This window comes from Streptomyces sp. NPDC001093, from assembly GCF_040298985.1.
Lineage (GTDB): Bacteria > Actinomycetota > Actinomycetes > Streptomycetales > Streptomycetaceae > Streptomyces.
Window position 1 is genome coordinate 58,838 of sequence record NZ_JBEPBF010000037.1, and the last position, 16,246, is coordinate 75,083.

Genomic DNA, 16,246 nt, shown 5'->3' on the forward strand with positions numbered 1-16,246 from the left:
CCCCGTACGGGACCCCGGGCGCGCGGCCTTCGGAAGCGTTCGCTAACTTGAGATCGTGGACAAGAAGAACGCCCTGCGCGCCGGCGCCCTGGCCGCTGGTACGACGCTGATGATGCTGCTCATGTCGTCCCCCGCGCTCGCGCTGACCCGCGACGACGGCGACGACCCCGGCCCCGGCCTGAACGTCATGCAGACGCTGGGCCTCTACGTGCTGCTCCCGATCGCGCTGTTCGTGGTCATCGCCGGCCTGGTGATGGCGCTGGACAAGTCCACGGTCAGGACCATCAAGCCCTCGTCCGGCGCGAAGTCCGGGGCCAAGGCCAAGGCCTGACCGGACACCGGTTCTGTCGCCGGGGGCGCCCGTCCTCCCGCCGGTACGCGCGCGACGCCGTACCCGGGTGAGGCCGGCGCCCTCGGCGTTGTGTCTTTCGGGCCCCTTTCCGGGGTTCGGTACGGCTCAGAGGTTCTGTACGGCTCAGGGATTCGGCGCGGTCAGATACCGCCGTACGGTCGGCCCGAGCCACGCCAGCAGTTCCTCGCGGGTCAGTTCCCGCGCCGCCGGCAGCCGCAGCACATAGCGGGTCAGGGCCAGCCCGAGCAGCTGCGCGGCGCACAGCGCGGCCCGCGCCGGGACCTGCTCGGGATCGGGACACACCTGTTCGGCCAGCGGCAGCAGCTGGTCCCGGAAGATGCCCTGCATCCGCTCGGCCCCGGCCTGGTTGGTGGCGCCGACCCGGAGGACGGCCGTCAGCTCCTCGTTCTCCTCCCACAGGTCCAGGAAGTGGCCCACCAGTGCCCGCCCGACCTCCTCCCGGGGCACCCTCGTCAGATCGGGCAGCCGCAGGTCCAGCGCGACGGCCGCGGCGAAGAGACCCTCCTTGCTGCCGTAGTAGCGCATCACCATGGACGGGTCGATGCGCGCGTCCTTGGCGATCGCCCGGATGGTGGCCCGCTCATAGCCGTCGGCGGCGAACCGCTCGCGGGCCGCGTGGAGGATGGCGCTACGGGTGGCGTCGGAGCGGCGGGCCTGTTCCGTCTTCGTGCTGCCGGTCATGCCAGTCGTGCCAGTCATGCCAACGAGCGTAGGCCAACGCGTGTAGGCCAACAAGTGTTGACCGTCACGCCTGCCCGGTTCTAGGCTTGCCAACAAGCGTTGACCAACAGTTGTTGGCCAACAGGCGTTGGCATCCAGGAGGCCGTCATGACCGGCACCACCGGCACCACTGGCAACAACGGCATCAGCCCCACCACCAGCACCACCAGCACCACCACCAGCACCACCAGCACCACCAGCACCACCAGCACCACCAGCACCACCAACAGCGCCGACGGCACCGGCACGCCCGGAACCGTCATCGTCGTCGGCTCCGGCCCCACCGGCCTGCTCCTCGCCGGCGACCTCGCCACCGCCGGCGTCCCGGTCACCGTCCTCGAAAAGCGCCCCCACAGGATCAGCAACCTCTCCCGCGCCTTCGTCCTGCACGCGCGCACCCTGGAACAGCTCGACGCCCGCGCTCTCGCCGACGAGCTCGAGAAGTCCGGCCAACCCCTGGACCGTCTCAACCTCTTCGGCCGGCTCACCGTCGACCTCGCCGCCCTTCCCTCCCGGTTCAACCACCTCCTCGTCCTCCCGCAGTACGAGGTCGAGAAGGTCCTGGAGCGCCGCGCGGTCGAGGCGGGGGCCGGCTTCCGCCACGAGACCGAACTGACGGGGCTCACGCAGGACGCCGACGGGGTGACCGTCGAGGTGCGCGGGCCCGAGGGGCGTACGGAGAACCTGCGGGCGGCGTACGTCGTCGGCGCCGACGGCATGCGCAGTGCCGTACGGGACGCGATCGGGCTGCCCTTCCCGGGCAGGTCGGTGATCCGGTCCGTGGTCCTCGCCGACGTCCGGCTCGCCGAGAAGCCGCCGACCCTGCTCACCGTCAACGCCGTCGGCGACGCCTTCGCCTTTCTCGCGCCGTTCGGCGACGGCTACCACCGGGTGATCGGCTGGCACCGCGACCGCAACGTCCCCGACACCGAGCCGCTGGACCTGGCGGAGGTCCAGGAGATCACCCGACTCGCCCTCGGCCGGGACTTCGGGATGCACGACGCCCGCTGGATGTCCCGCTTCCACAGTGACGAACGGCAGGCGACCGCCTACCGGGTCGGGCGGGTCTTCCTGGCGGGCGACGCCGCGCATGTGCACACCCCGGCCGGCGGCCAGGGCATGAACACCGGCCTGCAGGACGCGGCCAACCTGAGCTGGAAGCTCGCCGCCGTCGTCACCGGTCACGCCGAGCCCGCGCTGCTCGACAGCTACCAGGCCGAGCGGCACCCCGTGGGCAGGTCGGTGCTGCGCAGCAGCGGCGGGATCGTCCGCCTCGCCATGGCCAAACGCCCCTGGACCCTCGCGGCCCGCGCCGCGCTCACCACGTTCCTGAACGCCGTCGGCCCCGCCCGGCGCAAGGTCGCGGGCCAGGTCACGGGCATCGGCTACCGCTACCCGGCACCGCGCGGCGCCCACCGCCTCACCGGCACCCGGGTACCGGACGTCGCCCTGGCCGGTGGCGGCCGCCTCTACGAGGCCCTGCGCGGCGGCCGGTTCGTGCTGATCACCCCGGAGCCGTACGAGGCGGGACCCGGCCGTGCGGACCGGCTGGCCGTGGCGCACTGGGCGAGCGACCGCCGTACGACCGTGCTGGTCCGCCCCGACGGATACGCGGCCTGGGCCGCCGACGCGGCCGGCGCGGCGGACGTCGAGGCGGCGCTCGCCGCGCACGTCGGCGGCTGAGCCGCTCCTAGTGCGGCGACTCCAGCGTACCGGCGAGCAACTCCCTCAGCAGGTCGGCCAGTTGGCCGACCTGTTCGTCGTCGAGGAAGGACAGGGCTTCCGTCTGGACCGCGAGGCCCGCGCCGACCGCCCGGTCGATGATGTCCAGTCCCTTGTCGGTCAGTGTCACCTGCAGGCCCCGGCGGTCGTGCGGATCGGGGGAGCGGCGCAGCAGGCCGGCCTTCTCCAGCTTGTCGAGCCGCCCGGTCATTCCGCCGGTGGTGAGCATGAGGGTGGCCGACAGCTGGCGCGGCGAGAGGGTGTACGGCTCGCCGGCCCGGCGCAGGGTCGCGAGCACGTCGAACTCGCCGCGTGAGATGCCGTAGGGCCGGTATGCCTTCTCCATGCGGTCGCCCATGGTCCGGGAGAGGCGGTAGATCCGCCCGAAGACCTCCATCGCCCTGGAGTCGAGGTCGGGCCGTACGGCCGCCCACTGGTCGATGATCGCGTCCACCGAATCCTTGCCTGCGCTCATGTGCCGAGTATGCCTCCCGGGTGGTTGCCGGCAAGAAAGTAACTTGCTGGAAAGTGACTTAGAGCTAAGCTACTTCCTGCCAAGTTACTTCAGGGGGTCATGGTGGCAAAAGAGAACGAGCGCATACCCGGCGAGTGGACCCTGCCCGTCACCGCCGCCGTCAACGGCATCGGCACCGGCATGTACGTCCCGTTCACGCTGGTCTTCTTCCATGCCGTCACCGGGCTGTCCTTCGCGGTCGTGGGCGCCGTGCTCACCGCCACCGGCCTCGCGGGCATCGCCGTACTGCCCCTCGCCGGCACGGCGGTCGACCGGTACGGCGCGAAGCGGGTGCAGTACGCCCTGTACGGCGTCCGGGTCGCCGGCTTCGCCCTCTACCCCTTCGCCCACTCCCTCCCCGCCTTCGCGGCCGTCGCCCTGGTCACGGCCGCCGCCGACCGGGCCTTCCCGGCGGCCCAGCAGTCCCTGATCGGCGAGGTGGCGAGCGGCGCGGGGCAGGACCGGCTGCAGGCGTCGACGCGCGCCCTGCAGAACGCCGGCAACGGGGCGGGCGCCCTGCTGGCCACGCTGGTCATCTCCTTCGCGGGCAGCGCCGGTTACACGTACGCGGCCTGGGGCAACGCCCTCTCCTTCGCGCTGGCGGCGCTGCTCCTGCGGCCCCTGCGGCAGGTGCGCACGGCCGGTGCGGCGCCGCTCTCGCGCCGGGCCGGTGCCGGCTACCGGCTCGTCCTCGCCGACCGGCCCTTCCTGGTCGTCACCGGCGCCAACTTCCTCAACGCGCTGAGCTATTCGGCTCTGTCGGTCCTCTTCCCCCTCTTCATGGTGGAGTGGCTGCACGGGCCGTCGGTGCTCACCGGCGCCGCGTTCACCCTCAACACCGTGCTGTGCGCGGTCGCGGGTGTCGGCGTGGGCGCGCGGGTCCGCGGGGCCGGGGCCCGGCGCACCCGGGCGGCGGCGCTGGGCGGGGGCCTGTTCGCGACCGCGTTCGCCGCGCAGATCGTGCTCGGCACCGTACGACCGGGCTCGGTCACGGTCCTGGGCGGGGCCCTGGTCGCCGTGGTCGTCGTCTACACCCTCGGCGAGCTGATCCACAGCCCCGCCGCCCAGGTGCTCGCGATGGCGGCGGCGCCCGAAGCGGTGCGCGGCCGGTATCTGGCGGCGTACCAGATGTCCTGGTCCCTGGCGAAGGCCGTGGCGCCCTCCCTGTTCACGGCCCTGCTCGCGCTGGACGGCCGCGCGCCGTGGGCCGTCCTCGTCCTCACCTCGGCCGTCGCCGCGGCCCTCCTGATCCGGACGGAACCCCGACTGCCGGCGGAGGCGGTACGACCGCTGCCGGCGACGGTGGCCCGGGGCGACGCCCCCGCCTCCGCCCCCGGCCCCACCTGCACCCCCACCCCTGTCCTTGCCGATGCCGCGGGAACCCGGGGGACCCGGCCGTGAAGCGAACCGTGACCGTCCCGCTCACCGCGCTCGCCCCCGTCTCCTGGGGCACCACCTACGCCGTCACCACCGTCTTCCTTCCGCCGGACCGCCCCCTGTTCACGGCCCTCCTGCGGGCCCTGCCCGCCGGGCTGCTCCTGCTGGCGCTGACCCGGGTGCTGCCGCGGGGCGGCTGGTGGTGGCGGTCGGCGGTGCTCGGCGCGCTCAACATCGGCGCCTTCTTCCCGCTGTTGTTCGTGTCGGCGTACCGGCTGCCCGGCGGTATGGCCGCCGTCGTCGGCTCGGTCCAGCCGTTGTTCGTCGTCGGCCTCTCGGCGCTGCTGCTCGGGCGGCGCCCGGCCCCGCGCACGCTCGTCACCGGGGTCGTGGCCGCGCTCGGCGTCAGCCTAGTCGTCCTCCAGGGAGCCGGAGCCCTCGATGCCGTGGGCGTGCTCGCGGCCTTCGCCGCCACCGCCTCCATGGCAGCCGGCACGGTGCTGACCAAGAGATGGGGCCGCCCCGACGGCGTCGGCCCGCTGGCGCTCACCGGCTGGCAGCTCACCGCCGGGGGCCTGCTCATCGCCCCGCTCGCCTTCCTGGCCGAGGGAGCGCCGCCCGCCCTGGACGCCCGCGCCGCAGGCGGCTATCTCTACCTGGCCCTGGCCAACACGGCGGTGGCGTACTGGCTCTGGTTCCGCGGCATCGGCCGGCTCACCGCGACCCAGGTCGCCTTCCTCGGCCCGCTCTCCCCGCTCACCGCGGCCGTCGTCGGCTGGGCGGCCCTCGGCCAGGCGCTCACACCGGTGCAGGTGGGGGGCATGGCGCTGGCGTTCGGCGCGACGCTGGCGGGACAGCTCGGTGGCGGCGGGAGACCTTTCAGTTCAGCTGAAAAGAATGCTCGCAAAGATTCGATGGACCTGATGGATCGGGCACTGCGACGGTAGGGACACACCATCCACCGAAAAGGAGCCCCGTGGCCGCCGTCCTGCCCAGGACCACCCCCACCCCCACCTCCAACCCCACCGCACCCGCCCGCAAGGCCGCCGCCCCCGCGACCGGCCTGGCCCTCGCCGCCCTCGCCACCCTCGTCTGGTCCGGCAGCTTCGTCACCTCCCGGGGTCTGCACGACAGCGTCCCGCCCGTCCAGCACGCCTTCTGGCGCTGGGTCATCGCGCTCCTGGCCGTAGCCCCCTTCGGCGCCCGGCAGGCCTGGCGGCAGCGGGCCCTGATCCGCCGCCACGCCCGCTACGTCCTCCTCGTCTCCCTCCTCGGCGTGGCCACCTACAACACCCTCGTCAACCAGGCCGGACTGACCACCCCGGCCGCCACCATGGGCATGATCATGGCCGCGTCGCCGGTGCTCATGGCGGTCTTCGACCGGCTGGGCGGCGTACGGCTCGGCGCGCGCCGCACCGCCGGCCTGCTCGTCGCCTGCGCGGGCGTGACGCTGCTGTCCGGCGGCGGTACGGCCCACCCGCCCGGCGATCTGTGGATGATCGCGGCGGCCTGCTGCTTCGCCGGCTACAGCGCGCTGCTGCGCCGCAGGCCCGCCGGACTCCACGGCACGGGCTTCCTGTTCACCACGTTCCTGACCGGCACGGTCCTCCTCCTGCCCGCGCAGGCGGTGAGCGTGACCGTGCAGGGCTCCTTCCACCCCACCCCCGCCACCGTCCTGCCGCTCCTCTACGTCGGCGTCGCCTCCTCCGCGGTGGCCTTCTTCGCCTGGAACAAGGCCGTCGCCCTGATCGGCGCGACCCGCGCGGGCATCGTCTACCACCTCCAGCCGGTCTGCGTGGCCGTCCTGTCCTGGGCCGTCCTCGGCGAGACGACGGGCCTGCCGCAGCTGCTGTCGATGGCGCTGATCCTGGGCGGGGTGGTGCTGGGCGCGGGTTCACGGCGTTGACGTGTAGTTTTCCGGGCATGGCCGACTGGGACCTCCGGAAGCTGCAGATCCTGCGCACCCTGCGCGAGCGCGGCACCGTGACCGCGACGGCCGAGGCCCTGCACATGACTCCGTCCGCCGTCTCCCAGCAGCTCACCAACCTCGCCCGGCAGCTCGGCGTGCCTCTGCTGGAGGCGCGCGGCCGCCGGGTCCGGCTCACCGACGCGGCCCGCCTGGTGCTGGCCCACACCGAGCCGGTCTTCGAGCAACTGGAGCGCACGGAGGCCGCGTTGGCGGCGTACGTCCAGGGGGAGGCGGGCGAGGTCCGGGTCGCCGCGTTCTCGACGTCCGTACCCGCCCTGGTCGTACCGGCCGTGCGGACCCTGCGGGACACGCACCCAGGGGTGACCGTCCGCGTACAGGAGGCGGAGGCCGCGGAGGCCTACGACCTCCTGACCGCCGGCGAGGTCGACCTCGCCCTGTCCCTCACGGCGTCGGCGCCCAGCGCGGCGGACCCCCGCCTCACCCAAGTACCCCTCCTGGCCGACCCCTTGGACGTCGCCCTGCCCCCCGACCACCCCCTGGCCACGGCCCCCGGCCTGACCCTCACCGACCTGGCCGCCGAGCCCTGGATCTTCGGCGGCAGCGGCCCCTGGTCGGACATCACCCGCCGCGCCTGCGAGGCGGCCGGCTTCAGCCCCCACCAGGGCCACTCGGCTTCCGGCTGGACCGCGATCCTCGCCATGGTGGAGGCGGACATGGGCGTGGCCCTGGTCCCCCGCATGGCCGCGGGCCGCCGCGACGGGGTGGTCATGCGCGACCTCGGCCCGGACGGACCGGTCCGGCACGTGACGGCGGCGGTGCGCAGGGGCGGGGAGACGGGGCGGGCGGTGGCCCGCGTCCTCGAGGCCCTCCGTACCGCAGCCGCCGTCTGAGGGCCGTCACTGGACGCTCACGGCGTCGATCTGGCCGGCGTACACGCCGAGCAGGGTGATGGGCGAGCTGATCGAACTGGCGCCGGAGCTGCCGAACGACACGTACCGGGACCTGCTGATCGGCCACGCCTGCGCCGGCCCCGGCCTGCCCGCCGAGCTCGTGGCCGCGGCCCGCCGCGTCCAGCACGGCTGGGGCTTCCTTCTGCCGCGAGCCTCAGCCCCGCCGCACCTCGTACAGAAAGCACCCGTACTCCACCGCCCGCACATGCACCACCGCCACCTCCGGGTCGGCGAAGGCCTCGGTGAGGGCGGACGGGAAGTCGGCGGCCGTCAGGCGGCCGCCCAGGATCCGGCCGTCGGCCGCATAGCGGCGCAGCACGCGGTGGGCGTTCGTGAAGGGCAGGGCCGCCGGGTCGGCCGGCCCCGGGCAGCCGGCGGCGTGGATGAAGACCGGTCCCTGCTCGTCGTACGCCCCGAGATCGGCGCCCGTCCCGGCCGCCCAGCGGCGCAGCGGCGCGTACGACACCAGGGCGATCTGCTCGCCGGGCTCGCTGGGGCGCAGGCAGCAGCGCAGCGGGGCGCCGCCCTCCTCGTCGGTGAAGGGGACGAGGGGGCGGCCCGCGTCGTCGGCGGTCCGCAGCTCCTTGAGAACCCGGGGCTGGATGGGACGTGCGATGTGTGTCGTCGTGTCCGTCGTCGTCATGCCTCCAGCGTCCCGCCGCGACGCCCCGCCCACCGGCGGGAACCGGACATCGCCTTCCCGGTGGGCGGCATGGAAGGATGGCGCAACCGACACATAACGAGGAGATGACCGCGTGCCTGGCACAAACCTGACTCGCGAAGAGGCGCAAGCGCGGGCCGAGCTGCTCACCGTTGACTCGTACGAGATCGATCTCGACCTCTCCGGCGCGCAGGAGGGCGGTACCTACCGGTCCGTGACCACGGTGCGCTTCGACGTCGCCCGCGGCGGCGCCGAGTCCTTCATCGACCTGGTGGCGCCCACCGTCCACGAGGTCACCCTGAACGGTGACGCGCTCGACCCCGCCGAGGTCTTCAAGGACTCGCGGATCGCCCTGCCGGGGCTGCTGGAGGGCCGCAACGTCCTGCGGGTCGTCGCGGACTGCGCCTACACCAACACCGGCGAGGGCCTGCACCGCTTCGTCGACCCGGTCGACGAGCAGGCCTACCTCTACACCCAGTTCGAGGTCCCGGACGCCCGCCGGGTGTTCGCCTCCTTCGAGCAGCCGGACCTGAAGGCCACCTTCCGGTTCACCGTGCGGGCCCCCGAGGGCTGGACGGTGATCTCGAACTCGCCGACCCCGGAGCCGCAGGACAACGTCTGGTCCTTCGAGCCGACCCCGCGCATCTCGTCGTACATCACCGCGCTGATCGTCGGCCCGTACCACTCCGTGCACAGCGTGTACGAGAAGGACGGGCAGAGCGTGCCGCTGGGCATCTACTGCCGCCCGTCGCTGGCCGAGTTCCTGGACTCGGACGCGATCTTCGAGGTCACCCGGCAGGGCTTCGACTGGTTCCAGGAGAAGTTCGACTACGCGTACCCCTTCGCGAAGTACGACCAGCTGTTCGTGCCCGAGTTCAACGCGGGCGCGATGGAGAACGCGGGTGCCGTCACCATCCGCGACCAGTACGTCTTCCGGTCCAAGGTGACCGATGCGGCGTACGAGGTCCGCGCGGAGACGATCCTGCACGAGCTGGCCCACATGTGGTTCGGCGACCTCGTCACCATGGAGTGGTGGAACGACCTGTGGCTGAACGAGTCGTTCGCCACCTACACCTCCATCGCCTGCCAGGCCGCGGCCCCCGGCTCCCGCTGGCCGCACTCGTGGACCACGTTCGCCAACTCGATGAAGACCTGGGCGTACCGGCAGGACCAGCTGCCGTCCACGCACCCGATCATGGCGGACATCCGCGACCTGGACGACGTGCTCGTCAACTTCGACGGCATCACGTACGCCAAGGGCGCGAGCGTGCTCAAGCAGCTCGTCGCGTACGTCGGAGAGGACGAGTTCTTCCAGGGCGTGCAGGCCTATTTCAAGCGGCACGCGTTCGGCAACACCCGCCTGTCCGACCTGCTCGGCGCCCTGGAGGAGACCTCCGGCCGCGACCTGAAGACCTGGTCGGGGAAGTGGCTGGAGACGGCGGGCATCAACATCCTCCGCCCGGAGATCGCCACGGACGCTGACGGCGTCGTCACCTCCTTCGCCGTCCGCCAGGAGGCCCCGGCCCTGCCCGCCGGCGCCAAGGGCGAGCCGGTCCTGCGCCCGCACCGCATCGCCATCGGCCTGTACGACCTCGACTCCGGCTCCGGCAAGCTGGTGCGCACCGAGCGGATCGAGCTGGACGTCGACGGCGAGCTGACGGCCGTACCGCAGCTGACCGGCAAGCGCCGTCCGGCGGTCGTGCTGCTCAACGACGACGACCTGTCGTACGCCAAGGTCCGCCTGGACGAGGAGTCCCTGAAGACGGTCACCGAGCACCTCGGCGACTTCCAGGAGTCCCTGCCGCGCGCCCTGTGCTGGGCCTCGGCCTGGGACATGACCCGCGACGCCGAGCTGGCCACCCGGGACTACCTCTCCCTGGTCCTGTCCGGCATCGCCAAGGAGTCGGACATCGGTGTCGTGCAGTCGCTGCACCGCCAGGTCAAGCTCGCCATCGACCTGTACGCCGACCCGGCCGCCCGCGAGTCCCTGCTGACCCGCTGGACCGACGCCACGCTGGCCCACCTGCGTGCGGCGGAGCCGGGCAGCGACCACCAGCTGGCCTGGGCCCGTGCCTTCGCGGCGACGGCCCGCACCCCCGAGCAGCTGGACCTGCTGGAGGCGCTGCTGGAGGGCACCCAGACCGTCGAGGGCCTGGCGGTGGACACCGAGCTGCGCTGGGCGTTCGTGGAGCGGCTGGCGGCGGTCGGCCGCTTCGACGAGGCGGAGATCGCGGCCGAGTACGAGCGGGACAAGACGGCCGCCGGTGAGCGCCACGCGGCCACCGCCCGCGCCGCCCGCCCGACGGCCGAGGCCAAGGCGGAGGCCTGGGCCTCGGTGGTCGACTCCGACAAGCTGCCGAACGCCGTGCAGGAGGCGGTGATCGGCGGCTTCGTCCAGACCGACCAGCGCGAGCTGCTGGCGCCGTACGCGGACAGGTACTTCGAGGTCGTCAAGGACGTCTGGGACGCCCGGTCGCACGAGATCGCCCAGCAGATCGCCGTCGGCCTGTACCCGGCGGTCCAGGTCTCCGAGGCGACCCTCGCCAAGACCGACACCTGGCTGGCCGCGGCCGAGCCGAACGCGGCCCTGCGCCGTCTCGTCTCGGAGTCCCGCTCGGGCATCGAGCGGGCGCTGAAGGCCCAGGCCGCGGACGCGGCGGCGGAGTAGCCACCATTCGAGGAGGGGCGCCCGGCATCCGTGCCGGGCGCCCTTTCGTATGCGCGTGGCTCACCGGCCCCGGGCGCCCTTCCCCGGCTCAGCGAGCGACCATCCCGCCGGTGACGTCGACGAAGGTGCCGGTGATGCCGGCCGCCTGGTCGGAGGCGAGGAAGACGGCGGTGGCGGCGACCTCGGCGAGGGTGGGGTTGCGGCGGGTCATGCGCATCGTCGCGAGGTTGTCGACGATGCCCTGGACGGCGGCGGCGTCGATGGCCGGGTTGACGGCGGACAGCTTCTCGACGGTGAACGTCTCGGGCACCCCGGCCGCCCACAGTCCCACGGCCCGCACCCCGCGCGGACCCAGCTCGATCGCCAGGTTCCGTACGAGCGTGTCGATCGCGGCATCGGCCGGTCCCGTGCCGCCCATCATCGGACTGCCGTGCGCGGAGCCGCTGTTGAGGGTGAGGACGACGCCCGAGCCGCGCTCGGCCATGCGGCGCCCGGCGGCGCGGGCGGTGATGAAGTTGGCGCGGGCGCCGTTGATCACCGGCCGCAGGAAGTCGTCCACGGGCATCTCGGTGAGCGGGGCGCCCTGCACGTCGCCGCGGGTGACCAGGTTGAACGAGATGTCGACGTCGCCGACCGCCGCGAGGTGCTCCTCCACCGCCGCCTCGTCGAGGGCGTCCACGACGGCGACCTCCGCGTCCTTGAGGTCGGCGGCCGCCGCCTCCAGCGTCGCGCGGGTACGGCCGACGAGGTGGACACGGGCGCCCTGCTCGGCGAAGGCGCGGGCGACCGCACCGCCGATCGAGCCGCCGGCGCCGTAGATGACCGCGGTCCTGTCGGTGAGCAGCATGGTGAACTCCTTCGGAAGTGGTGTCCGTTTCACCGATACAGACGCACGGCACCCCCGGCGCTCATCGCTCACAGCCGCAGCGGCAGTCCGAACGCCGGGAACAGGTGCGGCTCGAAGGACGTGATCTCCGTGACGCGGCCGGCGGCGTCGAAGCGGAGCACGTCCAGGACCTGGGCGCGGTAGACGTTCGTACCGGGTCGGCGGACGTACCCCCCGGCCGCAAGCTGTCCGTTGGCGCGGGCGGGCAGGTGGCGCCAGTGGCCGAGGAACAGGGGGGACGCGGGGTCGAGGCTCGGCCGGAGGAAGGCGAGCAGTGCTTCGCGGCCGGTGAACCAGAACGGGTTGGGCGGCATCGTCAGCGTGACGTCCTCGGCGAGCAGCTCGGCCATCGCGGCGAAGTCGAGCCGCTCGGCGGCCGTCATGTACCGCTGGAGCGCGGCCCGCTGGGCGTCCGTCGGCGGGGTGGCCGTCCAGTCCGTACGGCTCTCGGGCAGCTGCTCGCGCAGGGCCGGACGGGCGCGTTGCAGCGCGCTGTTGACCGAGGCCACGGAGCTGCCGAGGGCCTCGGCGGTCTCGGCGGCGGTGAGGCCGAGCAGGTCGCGCAGGACGAGCGCGGCCCGCTGCCGGGCCGGCAGGTGCTGGAGCGCGGCCAGCAGGACCAGCTCGACGGTCTCGCGCGATTCCGCCGCGCTGTCCGGCAGCTCGTCGTCCGGGTACGGCTGCAGCCAGGTGATACGGGCGGGCGGCTCGCCGGTGCCGTGGTCCATGCCGGGCAGCGGCTCGTAAGTCTGCGGGCGGCGGGCGGTACGGCGCTGGAAGTCCAGGCAGGCATTGGTCGCGATGCGGTACAGCCAGGTACGGGCGCTCGCCCGGCCCTGATAGCCGTCCCGGCCCCGCCAGGCCCGCAGGAACGTCTCCTGGACCAGGTCCTCGGCGTCGTCGTAGGAGCCGGTCATGCGATAGCAGTGGGCGCGGATCGCCCGCCGGTGGGACTCGGTGAGGGCGGCGAAGGCGGACTCGTCGAAGGGCGTCGCGTCGCTTTCCGTCACGGGGGAGTCCGTGACGGAATCCGGGCTGCCGGCGCCGGCCCCGCTCCCGGGGTTTTCCGTCACGCCGGGCTCTGTGACGGAATGGTCCGCGGTCTGCTGGGTCTCCTGCGCGAGCCGTGCGATACGGCGCAGCCGGGCCACGGAGGCGGACAGTTCGCTCACGCCCGCGTACAGCGCGGAGACCGGCCTCGGCACCAGGGAACCCGCCTGCCGCCCGACCGATTCGATCAGCTCCTCCAGGCCCCCGCCCCCGCCTCCGTCCTGCCGCTCCCGGTACGCCTTCTGCCGGCAGGCCGCCGAGCAGTACAGCGAGCTACGGCCCCGGCGGCCGGCCCGCGCCGGAAGAGGGCCGCCACAGGTCGCGCACGTGTCCACGGCCACCTCCCGCTCGGAATCCCGGTCAGCGATCCTCGCGCACCGCAGCCGCCCCCGCCAGCACCCGCGCGAACTCGCCTACCGTCTCGGTCTCCGCCTCCCGCTGCCACACCAGCCCCAGCGCGCCCCGGCCCGCCGCGGCCAGGGACAGGGCCCCCTGGAGGGTGGTGGCGGACGGGCCGGGCAGCGTGCCGGGGCGTGCGCGGTCCGCCAGTACGGCGGTGCGGGCGGGGCCGGGGCGATCAGCGGTACGGCCGCGACCTCGGTGGCGTCGACCCGGTCCCGTCCGGTGAGGGGACGGCGGCGGGAGACGGCCACCGTCCGCCGCTGCCGCGAGGACACCGGACCGAGGAAGGTCCGGCTCCTCGGCCGGCAGCAGCACCACCGCCGCGTCCACGGCACCGCGCCGCAGCGCGCCGAACGGATCGGAGAACGGGATCTCCACCAGCTCCGCGGAGCGGCCCCGGTCCGCCGTCCCGAACGCCGTCACCGCCGCCATCAGCTGCGTGTCGGCCGCGCCCTGGAAGCCCAGCCGCAGCGGGCCCACGCCGCCCCGGGCCACCGCCCGCGCGTCCGCCTGGCGTACGGCGGGGGTGTCCGTCCGAGCGCAGACCCGGCCGGCGGTCGCGGCACCCCGGGCCCGGGAGGCGGCGTCCGCGCTGTTCGCCGGGGTGTTCAACACCGCCGTCGCACTCGGCGCCCTGACCGGCGGCCGGCTCGCGGACGGGCCCGGACTGACCGTCGTACTGGTCACGGGTGCGGTCCTCGCGCTGCCGGCGGCGGTCGGGGACACGAAAGGGGCGGCCACACCACGGTGACCGCCCCTGTGCCGTACGGCCGGCCTACTTCGCGGACAGCTCCGCCGCCACCAGCTCCGCGATCTGGACCGCGTTCAGCGCGGCGCCCTTGCGGAGGTTGTCGTTGGAGATGAACAGGGCGAGGCCGTGGTCCACCGTCTCGTCGCGGCGGATGCGGCCGACGTACGACGGGTCCTGGCCGGCCGCCTGCAGCGGGGTCGGGATGTCGGAGAGGGCGACGCCCGGGGCCCCTGCGAGCAACTCGGTGGCGCGCTCCGGGGAGATCGGGCGGGCGAAGCGGGCGTTGACCTGGAGGGAGTGGCCGGAGAAGACGGGCACGCGCACGCAGGTGCCGGAGACCTTCAGCTCGGGGATCTCCAGGATCTTGCGGGACTCGTTGCGCAGCTTCTGCTCCTCGTCGGTCTCGTTCAGACCGTCGTCGACGATCGAGCCCGCCAGCGGGAGCACGTTGAAGGCGATGGTGCGCTTGTAGACCTGCGGCTCGGGGAAGTCGACCGCCCGGCCGTCGTGGGTCAGCTTGTCGGCCTCGTCGGCCACCTTCTGCACCTGGCCGTGCAGCTCGGCCACGCCCGCGAGACCCGAGCCGGACACCGCCTGGTAGGTGGCGACGACCAGCGCCTCCAGCCCGGCCTCCTCGTGCAGCGGCTTCAGGACCGGCATCGCGGCCATCGTGGTGCAGTTCGGGTTGGCGATGATGCCCTTGGGGCGGTCGGCGACCGCGTGCGGGTTCACCTCGGACACCACCAGCGGGACCTCGGGGTCACGCCGCCAGGCGGAGGAGTTGTCGATCACGACCGCGCCCTGGGAGGCGACCTTCTCGGCCAGCGCCTTGGAGGTCGCGCCGCCCGCCGAGAAGATCACGATGTCCAGGCCGGTGTAGTCGGCGGTCGCCGCGTCCTCCACCGTCACCCCGTCCAGCACGCTGCCGGCCGAGCGCGCCGAGGCGAACAGGCGCAGCTGGGTCACGGGGAAGTTCCGCTCCGCGAGGATCCTGCGCATGACCGTGCCGACCTGACCGGTGGCTCCGACGATTCCGACCCTCACAGTGACTCCCTCTTTGTGTCTCGTGCATGACCGGGGCTTTTCCATCATGCGGCCGACCCCGGTCCACCTGTCCAATTCTTTGCGAGGCGTGCCCGAGGAGTGGGACACGATCACCCGGCGGACGGTTCCGTACGTCCGTCCAACACGCCCCTGAGCTGGAGAAATTCCCTCCGTCGGGCGCCAGGGCCGCAAGCTGTTCCGTCCCGCGCCTGCCCGTACGGTTCCCCGGCCACTCGGCGATGTGACGTACGCCTCTGCGGACCGCCGGAAACCCGTCCGAACGTTTGGGCCCGCTGCCGCGTCGTAGGGGCGAACGCGGAAGGGGGTGGCCTGTGCTGCGCGGAGGGGCGCGCCGCGACCGGGGGGCGTACGCCGCCGGTACGGACCGTGGGGCGGGCGCGGACCGTACCGGCGACGATCCGCTGGACGCGGCCCAGGAACGCCGGGTGCGGGCGGTGCTCGCGCTCGGCGGCGTGCCGCAGTCGGACCTGCCGGACGGGGTGCAGCAGGTACGGCTGCGGCTGCTGGAGCGGACCGCGAGCGGACGGGAGGCGCCGCGGGACATCTCGGCGTGGGCGGCGGTGGTCGCCTCCAACCTCGCCATGGACTGGCACCGGGCCAAGCGGCGCCGGGACCGGCTGGGGGAGCGGCTGGCCGCGCTCCGCGAGCCCGCGCACCCCTCCGGCGAGGAGACCAGCCTGCTCTCCCTCGCCGTCGCCCAGGGCCTGGACGAACTGCCCGCCGCCCAGCGGCAGGTGGTCGTGCTGCGCTTCTTCGCCGACCTGCCCGTCCGGGCCATCGCCGAGGAACTGGGCATCCCCGAGGGCACGGTCAAGAGCAGGCTGCACACGGCGGTCCGCGCCCTGCGCGACCGTCTGCACGAGGACGAGGTGGTGTGACGTGACCGCCGGACAGGGAAACGCCGGGGAGCACGGCGGGATGGACGCGTTGATGGCCGCCATCACGGGGGAGCCGCTGCCGGAGGAGGCTCACCCCGATCCGGGCTTCCTCGCCGGACACCGGGCGGCCGAGGCCGACCTGGCGGTGCTGAGGGAGCAGCTGACCTGGCTCGCGGAGGCGCTGACCGGGGAGCGGGGGGACGGGGCGGTGCCCGCCGAGGCGGCCGTGAGCCCTCGGCCGGTGTCCCGCCCGCGCGGTGCCGCGCGACCGGTGGGGGCAGGGCGCCGGCCTCCGCGCC

General features: G+C 73.5%; 16 protein-coding genes and 1 pseudogene. 10 read left to right on the top strand and 7 right to left on the bottom strand.

Going from position 1 to position 16,246, the window contains the following annotated elements:
- Nucleotides 1-55 precede the first annotated feature (55 nt).
- Nucleotides 56-331 (top strand): hypothetical protein, encoded by a 276-nt coding sequence (locus ABT288_RS20290; RefSeq protein WP_351609447.1) that lies wholly within the window; start codon nucleotides 56-58, stop codon nucleotides 329-331.
- 144 nt (nucleotides 332-475) lie between these two features.
- On the opposite strand, the gene ABT288_RS20295 is transcribed toward ABT288_RS20290, so the two are convergent.
- Nucleotides 476-1,072, bottom strand: a complete 597-nt coding sequence (locus ABT288_RS20295; protein ID WP_351609450.1) for a TetR/AcrR family transcriptional regulator — start codon at nucleotides 1,070-1,072, stop codon at nucleotides 476-478.
- A gap of 129 nt (nucleotides 1,073-1,201) precedes the next feature.
- Between ABT288_RS20295 and ABT288_RS20300 the strand changes: the two genes are divergently transcribed.
- The gene (locus ABT288_RS20300) at nucleotides 1,202-2,776 is read left to right on the top strand and encodes an FAD-dependent monooxygenase (protein WP_351609453.1); all 1,575 of its coding nucleotides are present in this window, start codon (nucleotides 1,202-1,204) and stop codon (nucleotides 2,774-2,776) included.
- 7 nt (nucleotides 2,777-2,783) lie between these two features.
- Here the strand turns inward: ABT288_RS20300 and ABT288_RS20305 are convergent, their stop codons facing one another.
- The gene (locus ABT288_RS20305; protein WP_351609455.1) at nucleotides 2,784-3,290 is read right to left on the bottom strand and encodes a MarR family winged helix-turn-helix transcriptional regulator; all 507 of its coding nucleotides are present in this window, start codon (nucleotides 3,288-3,290) and stop codon (nucleotides 2,784-2,786) included.
- 99 nt (nucleotides 3,291-3,389) lie between these two features.
- Between ABT288_RS20305 and ABT288_RS20310 the strand changes: the two genes are divergently transcribed.
- The 4 genes from ABT288_RS20310 to ABT288_RS20325 are packed head-to-tail and all read left to right on the top strand — an operon-like array spanning nucleotide 3,390 to nucleotide 7,526.
- Nucleotides 3,390-4,730 (top strand): MFS transporter, encoded by a 1,341-nt coding sequence (locus tag ABT288_RS20310; protein WP_351609458.1) that lies wholly within the window; start codon nucleotides 3,390-3,392, stop codon nucleotides 4,728-4,730.
- Nucleotides 4,727-5,653, top strand: a complete 927-nt coding sequence (locus tag ABT288_RS20315) for an EamA family transporter (protein ID WP_351609460.1) — start codon at nucleotides 4,727-4,729, stop codon at nucleotides 5,651-5,653. Before ABT288_RS20310 ends, ABT288_RS20315 begins: the two co-directional genes overlap by 4 nt.
- Before the next feature lie 29 nt (nucleotides 5,654-5,682).
- Complete coding sequence (locus tag ABT288_RS20320) at nucleotides 5,683-6,612, top strand: DMT family transporter (protein WP_351609463.1); 930 nt, start codon at nucleotides 5,683-5,685, stop codon at nucleotides 6,610-6,612.
- Nucleotides 6,613-6,629: 17 nt separating this feature from the next.
- Nucleotides 6,630-7,526, top strand: a complete 897-nt coding sequence (locus ABT288_RS20325; protein WP_351609466.1) for a LysR family transcriptional regulator — start codon at nucleotides 6,630-6,632, stop codon at nucleotides 7,524-7,526.
- A 214-nt stretch (nucleotides 7,527-7,740) separates the two neighbouring features.
- On the opposite strand, the gene ABT288_RS20330 is transcribed toward ABT288_RS20325, so the two are convergent.
- Complete coding sequence (locus ABT288_RS20330) at nucleotides 7,741-8,229, bottom strand: DUF1203 domain-containing protein (RefSeq protein WP_351609469.1); 489 nt, start codon at nucleotides 8,227-8,229, stop codon at nucleotides 7,741-7,743.
- Nucleotides 8,230-8,341: 112 nt separating this feature from the next.
- Between ABT288_RS20330 and pepN the strand changes: the two genes are divergently transcribed.
- Nucleotides 8,342-10,915 carry an aminopeptidase N gene (gene pepN, locus ABT288_RS20335; RefSeq protein ID WP_351609472.1) on the top strand — a complete coding sequence of 858 codons (2,574 nt, stop codon included), beginning with the start codon at nucleotides 8,342-8,344 and terminating at the stop codon, nucleotides 10,913-10,915.
- A gap of 88 nt (nucleotides 10,916-11,003) precedes the next feature.
- Here the strand turns inward: pepN and ABT288_RS20340 are convergent, their stop codons facing one another.
- The 3 genes from ABT288_RS20340 to ABT288_RS20350 all read right to left on the bottom strand — a co-directional run bounded on the left by ABT288_RS20340 (nucleotide 11,004) and on the right by ABT288_RS20350 (nucleotide 13,865).
- Complete coding sequence (locus ABT288_RS20340; protein WP_351609475.1) at nucleotides 11,004-11,762, bottom strand: SDR family NAD(P)-dependent oxidoreductase; 759 nt, start codon at nucleotides 11,760-11,762, stop codon at nucleotides 11,004-11,006.
- A 68-nt stretch (nucleotides 11,763-11,830) separates the two neighbouring features.
- Entirely contained in the window at nucleotides 11,831-13,192 is a 1,362-nt protein-coding gene (locus ABT288_RS20345) for an RNA polymerase subunit sigma-70 (RefSeq protein ID WP_351609478.1), read from the bottom strand.
- A 19-nt stretch (nucleotides 13,193-13,211) separates the two neighbouring features.
- Complete coding sequence (locus ABT288_RS20350) at nucleotides 13,212-13,865, bottom strand: hypothetical protein (protein ID WP_351609481.1); 654 nt, start codon at nucleotides 13,863-13,865, stop codon at nucleotides 13,212-13,214.
- Between ABT288_RS20350 and ABT288_RS20355 the strand changes: the two genes are divergently transcribed.
- Nucleotides 13,858-14,004, top strand: a complete 147-nt coding sequence (locus ABT288_RS20355) for an MFS transporter permease (protein WP_351609484.1) — start codon at nucleotides 13,858-13,860, stop codon at nucleotides 14,002-14,004. The two genes, ABT288_RS20350 and ABT288_RS20355, sit on opposite strands and share 8 nt — an antisense overlap.
- A 24-nt stretch (nucleotides 14,005-14,028) precedes the next feature.
- On the opposite strand, the gene ABT288_RS20360 is transcribed toward ABT288_RS20355, so the two are convergent.
- Entirely contained in the window at nucleotides 14,029-15,048 is a 1,020-nt protein-coding gene (locus ABT288_RS20360) for an aspartate-semialdehyde dehydrogenase (RefSeq protein WP_351609487.1), read from the bottom strand.
- A 332-nt stretch (nucleotides 15,049-15,380) separates the two neighbouring features.
- Here ABT288_RS20360 and ABT288_RS20365 point away from each other — a divergent pair, with 332 nt between their 5' ends.
- Together ABT288_RS20365 and ABT288_RS20370 are read left to right on the top strand one after the other, a co-directional pair.
- Complete coding sequence (locus ABT288_RS20365; RefSeq protein WP_351609489.1) at nucleotides 15,381-15,947, top strand: sigma-70 family RNA polymerase sigma factor; 567 nt, start codon at nucleotides 15,381-15,383, stop codon at nucleotides 15,945-15,947.
- 1 nt (nucleotide 15,948) lies between these two features.
- Nucleotides 15,949-16,246: pseudogene (locus ABT288_RS20370) on the top strand (hypothetical protein); the annotation flags it as partial.